Origin of the sequence: Vibrio sp. 10N.222.52.C3, assembly GCF_041474195.1 — a bacterium.
Taxonomy (GTDB): Bacteria; Pseudomonadota; Gammaproteobacteria; order Enterobacterales; family Vibrionaceae; genus Vibrio; species Vibrio crassostreae_C.
The window spans coordinates 1-9,000 of the sequence record NZ_JBFRTQ010000099.1 but is presented as its reverse complement, the minus strand read 5'-3'; the positions used below and the strand labels follow the sequence as shown (position 1 = coordinate 9,000).

Annotated in this window: 6 protein-coding genes; 2 read left to right on the top strand and 4 right to left on the bottom strand. The window is 45.1% G+C overall.

The genetic code is table 11. The features are described from left to right. Nucleotides 1-79: 79 nt before the first annotated feature. Together fusA and radA are read right to left on the bottom strand one after the other, a co-directional pair. Nucleotides 80-2,167 carry an elongation factor G gene (gene fusA, locus AB4517_RS15880; RefSeq protein ID WP_017058825.1) on the bottom strand — a complete coding sequence of 696 codons (2,088 nt, stop codon included), beginning with the start codon at nucleotides 2,165-2,167 and terminating at the stop codon, nucleotides 80-82. 234 nt (nucleotides 2,168-2,401) lie between these two features. After that, complete coding sequence (radA, locus tag AB4517_RS15875; RefSeq protein WP_017063288.1) at nucleotides 2,402-3,781, bottom strand: DNA repair protein RadA; 1,380 nt, start codon at nucleotides 3,779-3,781, stop codon at nucleotides 2,402-2,404. Between the two features lie 161 nt (nucleotides 3,782-3,942). On the opposite strand from radA, the gene AB4517_RS15870 reads away from it, so the two are divergent. After that, nucleotides 3,943-6,288, top strand: coding sequence for a PilZ domain-containing protein (locus tag AB4517_RS15870; RefSeq protein WP_017072102.1), 2,346 nt, complete (start codon nucleotides 3,943-3,945; stop codon nucleotides 6,286-6,288). A 122-nt stretch (nucleotides 6,289-6,410) separates the two neighbouring features. Here the strand turns inward: AB4517_RS15870 and serB are convergent, their stop codons facing one another. Beyond that, nucleotides 6,411-7,391 (bottom strand): phosphoserine phosphatase, encoded by a 981-nt coding sequence (gene serB / locus AB4517_RS15865; protein ID WP_017058828.1) that lies wholly within the window; start codon nucleotides 7,389-7,391, stop codon nucleotides 6,411-6,413. A 109-nt stretch (nucleotides 7,392-7,500) separates the two neighbouring features. Between serB and AB4517_RS15860 the strand changes: the two genes are divergently transcribed. Continuing rightward, nucleotides 7,501-8,112, top strand: coding sequence for a YtjB family periplasmic protein (locus tag AB4517_RS15860; protein WP_076655999.1), 612 nt, complete (start codon nucleotides 7,501-7,503; stop codon nucleotides 8,110-8,112). 127 nt (nucleotides 8,113-8,239) lie between these two features. Here the strand turns inward: AB4517_RS15860 and deoD are convergent, their stop codons facing one another. Further along, nucleotides 8,240-8,959, bottom strand: coding sequence for a purine-nucleoside phosphorylase (deoD, locus tag AB4517_RS15855; protein WP_372148665.1), 720 nt, complete (start codon nucleotides 8,957-8,959; stop codon nucleotides 8,240-8,242). Between the last annotated feature and the right edge of the window lie 41 nt (nucleotides 8,960-9,000).

Genomic DNA, 9,000 nt, shown 5'->3' with positions numbered 1-9,000 from the left:
GAAAGCCGCGATGAACCAATAAAAAGCCCCGCAAGCTTTCACTTGCGGGGCTTTTTTAGCTAATTGAGAAAAGGGCTAATTACTTACCAGCTTCTTTTTCTGCTTTAACTTTTGCAATCACTTCGTCAGCAACGTTAGTTGGACATGGTGCGTATTGTGCGAATTCCATAGAGAATTGGCCACGACCAGAAGTGATAGTACGTAGGTGACCGATGTAGCCGAACATCTCAGAAAGAGGTACGTCAGCTTTAATACGAACACCAGTAACGCCAGCTTGTTGATCTTTGATCATGCCACGACGACGGTTAAGGTCACCGATAACATCACCAACGTGATCGTCTGGAGTGAACACGTCAACGTTCATGATTGGCTCAAGAAGTTGCGCACCAGCTTTAGGCATAGATTGACGGAATGCGCCTTTCGCTGCGATTTCAAATGCGATAGCAGATGAATCGACTGCGTGGAAACCACCATCGAAAAGTTCAACTTCAACGTCTAGAGTTGGGAAGCCAGCTAGTACGCCGTTTTCCATCATAGATGCGAAGCCTTTCTCAACTGCAGGCCAGAATTCTTTAGGAACGTTACCGCCCACAACTACAGAGTTGAACTTGAAGCCAGAACCTGCTTCGCCTGGTTTGATACGGTAATCGATCTTACCGAATTGACCAGAACCACCAGATTGCTTCTTGTGCGTGTAGCTATCTTCAATTGCTTGAGTGATAGTTTCACGGTAAGCAACTTGAGGAGCACCTACAGTTAGGTCAACGCCGTATGTACGCTTAAGGATATCTACCTTGATGTCTAGGTGAAGTTCACCCATACCTTTCAGGATAGTTTCGCCAGTCTCTTCGTCAGTCTCAACTTGGAAAGATGGATCTTCTGCAACCATTTTACCGATAGCGATACCCATTTTCTCAGAACCGCCTTTATCTTTTGGAGATACAGCGATTGAGATTACTGGAGTTGGGAATACCATTGGCTCAAGCGTTACTTGGTGCTTAGGATCACATAGAGTGTGACCAGTTTGCACGTTCTTCATACCAACGATCGCAATGATGTCACCAGCTTGTGCGCTAGTTAGTTCGTTACGGTCATCAGCTTGCATCTCAACCATACGGCCAACACGTTCAGTCTTGCCAGTGAATGAGTTAAGAATCGTGTCACCTTTGTTCAGTTTACCAGAGTAAATACGAACGAAAGTTAGAGCACCGAAGCGGTCATCCATGATTTTGAATGCAAGCGCTTTGAAAGTCTCATCTGTAGAAACGATAGCGTGTTCGCCAGTTTCTTCACCGTTCTCATCCATTAGAGGCTGAGGGTCAACTTCAGTTGGTGCTGGTAGGTAATCTACTACAGCATCAAGGATAAGTTGCATACCTTTGTTCTTGAACGCAGAACCACAGAACGTTGGGAAGAATGCGATATCACGAGTACCTTTACGGATACAACGCTTAACGTCTTCAATAGAAGGCTCTTCACCTTCCATGTAAGCTTCCATTAGGTCATCGTCTTGCTCTACAGCAGTTTCGATTAGCTCTTCACGGTATTGCTCAACGTCATCAACCATGTCCGCTGGAACATCTTTGATTTCGTAGTTTTCAGGAAGACCAGTGTCATCCCAAACGTATGCTTTACGGCTTAGTAGGTCTACAACACCAACGAACTCGTCTTCACGGCCGATTGGTAGAACCATTACTAGAGGAGTTGCACCTAGAACGTTTTTAACTTGGTCAACAACGTTGTAGAAGTCTGCACCCATACGGTCTAGTTTGTTAACGAAGATCAGACGAGATACTTCTGATTCGTTAGCGTAGCGCCAGTTAGTTTCTGATTGAGGTTCAACACCACCAGAACCACAGAATACACCGATACCGCCATCAAGAACTTTAAGAGAACGGTATACTTCAACTGTGAAGTCAACGTGTCCAGGAGTATCGATAACGTTTAGACGGTGATCGTTCCAAAAACAGCTTACAGCTGCTGATTGGATAGTAATACCGCGCTCAGCTTCCTGTTCCATGAAGTCAGTCGTTGATTCGCCATCATGTACTTCACCAGTCTTGTGGATTTGACCAGTTAGCTTAAGGATACGCTCAGTGGTAGTTGTTTTACCCGCATCAACGTGCGCGAAAATACCAATGTTTCTGTATTTCGATAAATCTGCCATTGTCTTACTCTGTTAATAGGATATAAAATGCGCGCAGAGTATATCACAATCTGTGAAGACTGATAGCTTTGCATGCATTTGGGACTAAAAAACTTTGCCTTTTTCTAACATATAGAAAAAGGCACTCAGTAGTAACAATCTAAATGATTGTTAATTATAGTGCTAACCTAAAGCCTAATCGGCGTTAAGGTTAGGCTGAATTGCTGCTGTATAGAGTAGCTGAAGTGAGTTCAATTACAACTCATCAAAAGCATTAATTGCTTCCGATAATTTTTTCACACCGTGGATCTGCATTCCTGGAATGCCACCTTTAGGCATGTTAGCCGCCGGTACAATCGCTTTCTTAAAGCCGTGTTTAAATGCTTCATTTAAACGCTCTTGTCCGCTCGGTACAGGTCGAATCTCACCCGCTAGGCCTACTTCTCCAAATACCACCACATCTTTTGGTAATGCGCGGTCTCTGAAACTAGAAAGTAGAGCCATCACCAACGCAAGATCAGCACTGGTTTCGGTTACTTTAACACCACCGACGACATTCACAAACACATCTTGGTCAGCCATTTGTAAGCCGCCGTGTTTATGCAGCACCGCTAATAACAAAGAAAGCCTGTTTTGCTCTAGGCCGACAGCGACGCGACGTGGGTTAGCCAGCTGTGAATAATCCACCAGCGCTTGGATTTCGACAAGAAGTGGACGCGTCCCTTCCCACACCACCATGACAGAACTGCCCGAGGTTTCTTCTTCACCACGAGACAAGAAGATAGCGGATGGGTTGCTGACTTCTTTTAGCCCTTGGCCTGTCATCGCAAACACACCCAGTTCATTCACTGCACCAAAACGGTTTTTGTGGCTGCGTAGCGTTCTAAAACGGCTATCGGTTCCGCCATCTAATAAAACAGAACAGTCAATAATGTGCTCAAGTACTTTTGGCCCTGCTAAGGTGCCGTCTTTAGTTACGTGTCCAACTAAGAACACAGCAACGTTATTCTGTTTTGCGTAGCGCGTTAATGCGGTTGCCGATTCACGAACCTGTGCAACACTGCCCGGAGAAGATTGAACATCCGCAACGTGCATAACTTGGATCGAGTCGATAACCATGATCTTAGGTTGTTCTTTTTCTGCAACCTGACAAATCTTATCCACGTTCGTTTCTGAGAGCATCTTTAGGTGCTCTTTTGGCAATCCAAGTCGAGACGCACGCATCGCGACTTGTTGCAGAGATTCTTCCCCGGTTACATAGAGAGTCGGTAATTGAGAAGAAAGCTGACACATGGTTTGTAATAGCAGCGTTGATTTACCGGCACCCGGGTTACCACCAATCAGGATCGCAGCACCCGGTACGACACCACCACCAAGTACGCGGTCTAGCTCTTTAAAGCCACTGCTAAAACGTGGGACTTCTTGCAGATCGATTTCTGACAGCGTTTGAACCGAAGATTCAGTTGCACCGCCCGCATAACCACTCAATCGTTCATTACGTGCGACCTGAGGTGAAGCGGCTAACCTAACTTCTGTAATCGTGTTCCAAGCACCACATGCATTGCACTGCCCCTGCCAACGTGGAAAATCGGCACCACAGTCATTACACACATAAGCTCGCTTTGCCTTCGCCATAAAACCTCAATAATTTACTCAATTACACAATGATGTTGTCAATTTGTGACTTATTTGACCGTACGGATGAAAATAAAAGTTGCAGTCATACCACTTATACTTAAAGATCGATTTAAACTAGTCGATAACATAAACGCACCGTCCATTCTAACAAGAAAAGTATGCAGCAATCTGAAATTCTATCTGTAGCAGAACGTTTAATCCCGGCTTACCACGCCGAAGATTTCGAATTCCTTCTTTCTCAAATGACAGAAGGGGAATCGCCGTCTCTGAAGCTGCTCGTTAAAATGGAACTGAATCGTATCATGGCTCCGTGTACAAAGAGCATTGATTTACGCGGGCGTATTGATAATGAGTGTCGTCAGTTCACTCTCGATGGCCGTAAGCACTGGCTCGATGATATCGCTTTAAACGCATATCAACGTGGTACGAAAAAGTTTAAAGGTTACACAGAAGGCGCATGGGAGTTAGTAATGACTCCGCGAACTCAGCCTCTGAGCGTTGTTAAAACATCTTCTCAAGGTAACCACGACATTACTAGCGCCAATAGCCCGTACGAAGCGGAAGCTATTAACCTAGGTTACGACTTAAAACGCCAAGAGAACAGACTCAAGATTAGCTCGCAGGTCGAGATCACCACATCGAAAGGGCAAAGCCTACATGGTGTAACGGTTGATATCTCCCCGTCGGGTGCAAAGTTCAAAGTACCGAGCGCCTTTCGATACAACCTCGGCGAGATCATCAGCGTTAAGTTCTCAGAGCTTATCGAAAAGTCCCAAGAAAACGATGTTAACCAAGCGGTTGAATTTCGTGTTTTGGGTATCGACGAATCTTATGAGAACAACGCGGTCAAATTTCTAAGAACCATCAAGGTAAGCGACAACAATATTGTGGCTCGCTTACTCGATGAGTCTTTAAATAGCACCAGTAAGAAAACCAGCCATGAGAATCAAGATAGGATTATTCGAACTCGTACTCGAGGAATCGAACATACCTATCTAAAGCATACTTGTAACCTACCCCTGTTTTTCAGCGGCAGCGAACTAAAGCTTGCCCTACTGACGGATAACAACCATCCATTATGGCAATATTGGCACGACGAACGAAATCAACAAGCGCTGGGTACCCTGTTCAACGAGCAACGTATGAACCTGTTGGCGAAACCAGGAGTGAAGGGAACCAGTAACGTTATCTACTCTTTTACCCATGAACACCAAAACAAGACATTGTTCTATTCAATGATGCTGCCTGAAGCCTCTCGTGAACAAAGACAGCTGTTCTGGCACATCGGTGGCAAACGTAAAAGTTGGAAGGCGTTCAAGTTCTCGGTTTTCGAACTTTCAGACACTGAGCGACAAGCATTAGCTAAACACTCGGATACGCTGGCTCAAAGCTCAGCTCAACTGACGCATTGCGGAATCTTGCAAGAGATTGGCGATCACGAAAGTGCGGCGGACTATCTTCTGAGTGAAAAGCCACGCATTCCAAGCAGTGAATTGAACCGCTTCCGTCACCCGCGTACTGTCGTCGGCAATATTCAAAGCATCTACTTTGACTCTCAGACTCGTCGTAAAGAGCCGAGATACCAATTTAAGTCACCGTTGCAACTTACATCACAAGATGGCACAGCGGCGAACGGACACACCTTAGATATTTCGAAGCGTGGACTGAGCATTAGCCTTGAACACCCAATGGTATTCAAGATTAATGATCCGGTATTAGTGAACTTCAATGAACTGCAGCTCTATGACAAGAACCTGCCACTGAGCACAGTGCCTTACCACGTAATTCGAGTGAGTCCGAATGGTCGCAACGTGCAGTTGGTTATTGCCGAGAACGCCAAGACAATGCGTACCATCGCTTTCCTTAATGGGCTTATCGATCAAAACCAAAGTAAGCTGATTAAGAAGCAAGAGATACTGCCAACACATTCGCTACTCGAATCACTGCACAACATTTTGTTGAGCAAGATGGTCAGTAACCCAATATTCATTGATAAGCCAAGTTCAACGCTGCGCTGTAAGATCATTGGTGTGAATTTCCCACTGAATAAGCATCTAACGTTACTTGCTAAACTTGGTCACAACCAAAAGTTCTCACTCGAGCCAATCTTCAAGGGTCACACCAACTCACTGTTGGCTGAGCCACTAAAAAGAATTGAAGGTGCGGAGCCTAAGCATCATGACGTGTACATTGCTGCAGTGAAGTTTGGCGACAAAATCCAGTCGGTACACACCAAGTTGGTCAAAGACTTCGCCTCAGCAAAGGAACGCATCTTATTCATCAAGAAAGCGCAGCACTTAGGTGATGTGTATGTATTGCGAGTCACCACGGCACCTATCTTTAATCCGCTAACGAGTTTATTCCAGTCGGATTTAGAAGAGCTTTCACGCATCAGTATGCATCAAGCTAAGAAGCTAGAGAATGAGGTGACGGCGTTTATCGGTTATGGCGAGATAGAGGACATTACCGATGAAGTGCTGATTCGATTGGAGCTAACACGCTAGCCTCGAGTGGCGTATTAACTTAAGCATGAAAATTGAAAAAGCAGGCTGATAGCCTGCTTTTTTTGTGTCTGAGCCACTATTGCTAAATAAGATACATAGCCAATAGCACTTAGGTAGAGCCCCTAAGGTTTCGCTTGCCAGCTGATCTTCTGTTGCTTAGCCAATACACCCGACAAGATACACAGCACACCGCCTAAACCTGCGTAACGAACAGCAGTTTGAGCTTGCTGCTCTACTTTTGGTTTTGCGTGGTAGGCAATGCCTAAACCTGCAGAGCCCATCATCACCAAGTCATTGGCACCATCACCAACGGCAACGGTATTATGTAGTTCCAATTCGTACTCTTCAGCCAACTCTACCAAGATATCCGCTTTGGTCTGCGCCGAAACAACATCGCCTAAGACTTCACCCGTCAACTTACCGTTGACGATCTCAAGCGTGTTTGATTGAGCATGGTCTAGATCAAGGGTATCTTTCAGGTAGTCAGAGAAGTAAGTAAAACCTCCTGATGCAATCGCTGTTTTCCAGCCAAGCTTATTTAGAGTATTCACCAGCCCGACCAAGTCTGGCATGAATGGCAATGACTGACGCACTTGCTCTAATATCGACTCATCCGCACCTTTCAGTGCTCCTACTCGTTGGCGCAGGCTCTGTTCAAAGTCGAGCTCGCCTTGCATCGCTCGTTCTGTGATTTCAGAGACTAACTCTCCCACTCCAGCTAGCTTGGCAATCTCATCAATGCATTCAATTTGAATCGCTGTGGAATCCATATCCATCACGATCAAACCTGGCTTAGATAAGTCTGGGACCTCGCTAAGGCAAGCATAATCAAGCTTTAGCGCTTGGAGGATTTCTTCGTGTGCTGGCGTTAGATTGCCTGACATCAAAGCCACTTCATAATGCCCAACCTTCCACGTATCGAGGATGGTGTTGTAAGTGCCAGTGAAAAAGTCGATGTCATCGAAAGATTGTGGAGATAGGTACTCACCAAACACAATCCAATTGGCCTTGGATTTAGCGAGTTGAGAAGCGAAACGAGTCTCGGGGAGTCGAGTTAATAATGTCGTATGCCTTTTTATCGGCAGATATTTCTGAGCGTCCATGTGTATGATTCCTAATTAACTATGCTAAACGTTAACCTATTGCAATTTGAAAACGCAAGTCTCAATATGTCTTAATCATAACATTTGTTTATTTCAGGCTTCGTTAAACATGAATGAATCATTGTTCTCAATACGTAACGCTTTACGAATGCTAGCCCTCATTTTGTTGGCTACCATGTTCGTTGTAACGATTAAAAATACGGTCGTGATCAGTAAAGGTAACGAGAAGATCCAAGCAAAACAGTTGGAAACTCTTACCAAGCTGCTTATCTCTCAGGCATCACTTTCAGCCAGCAAGATGATCACGCAACAAGACCAAGAGCGATTGCTTGATCTGACTAACCAGCTATCTCAAGACCGACTGGTGTTCGATACCACCATCTATGATGCAGAGGGTATTCGACTGGCTTCGAGCGAAAAAGCCCTCTCGGTACGTGAGGTTCTTGGCTTAGATACACCACTTTCAACAGCAAGTATCGGCAGACAACAGTTAGTTGAACCTATTTATTCTCCAGAGAAAACGATCATCGGCTTTATTCGAGTGACTTTTGAAACCGGTAAGATGACGGCGATTTCTGATCACCACTACCGCAAAAGTGATCGCTACATGATCGGTATGGTGTTGATGGGGTTTGTGAGTGGCGTGTTGTTCATCATGCTGATTCGCAGAAGACCAACTAAGTCTGGTGAGAACTTACTATTGAAAAATGTAAGCTCATAAACACACTAGGCTGACAATAAATACTAGACTCAGAATAAGTACAGCAATCCAATAAAAAGCCCCGACGCTCAGGCAGCAACGGGGCTTTTTGTTATCTGTTAACTTATCAAGCTAAGACAAATCAAGATTATTCTTGGTCACCAAGCAACACTGAGTCTAGTGCGATAACCATCATGTCGTTGAAAGTCGTTTGACGTTCATCTGATGTCGTTTGCTCACCAGTCTTGATGTGGTCAGAAACAGTACAGATCGTTAGAGCTTTTGCGCCGTATTCAGCACATACACCATAGATGCCAGCCGCTTCCATCTCTACGCCAACAATGCCGTATTTGTCCATTACTTCGAACATCTCTGGATCTGGCGTGTAGAACAGCTCAGCCGAGAACAGGTTACCGACTTTTACGCCGATACCGAGAGCTTTGGCTGCATCTTCTGCCGCGCGCACCATTTTGTAATCCGCAATCGCCGCAAAGTCATGATCTTTAAAGCGAATACGGTTCACTTTAGAGTCAGTACATGCGCCCATGCCGATCACCACATCACGCACTTTGATATCTTCGCTCACTGCACCACAACTACCCACACGAATGATCTTCTTCACACCAAAGTCTTTGATCAGCTCAGTCGCGTAAATAGAACAAGATGGAATACCCATACCGTGTCCCATTACCGAAACCTTACGACCTTTGTAAGTACCGGTGTAACCAAACATGTTGCGAACGTCGCACACTTGAACCACTTCTTCTAAGAAGGTTTCAGCGATGTATTTAGCACGTAGCGGGTCGCCTGGCATTAAAACTACGTCAGCGAAATCACCCATTTCAGCATTAATATGTGGAGTAGCCATTGAAAATATCCTTAATCTCAAAACAATCGAGTAGGAGGAGG

Coding starts and splice junctions, on each gene's coding strand:
- fusA (WP_017058825.1), bottom strand. CDS start 2,167: ATGGCAGATTTATCGAAATACAGAAACATTGGTATTTTCGCGCACGTT.
- radA (WP_017063288.1), bottom strand. CDS start 3,781: ATGGCGAAGGCAAAGCGAGCTTATGTGTGTAATGACTGTGGTGCCGAT.
- AB4517_RS15870 (WP_017072102.1), top strand. CDS start 3,943: ATGCAGCAATCTGAAATTCTATCTGTAGCAGAACGTTTAATCCCGGCT.
- serB (WP_017058828.1), bottom strand. CDS start 7,391: ATGGACGCTCAGAAATATCTGCCGATAAAAAGGCATACGACATTATTA.
- AB4517_RS15860 (WP_076655999.1), top strand. CDS start 7,501: ATGAATGAATCATTGTTCTCAATACGTAACGCTTTACGAATGCTAGCC.
- deoD (WP_372148665.1), bottom strand. CDS start 8,959: ATGGCTACTCCACATATTAATGCTGAAATGGGTGATTTCGCTGACGTA.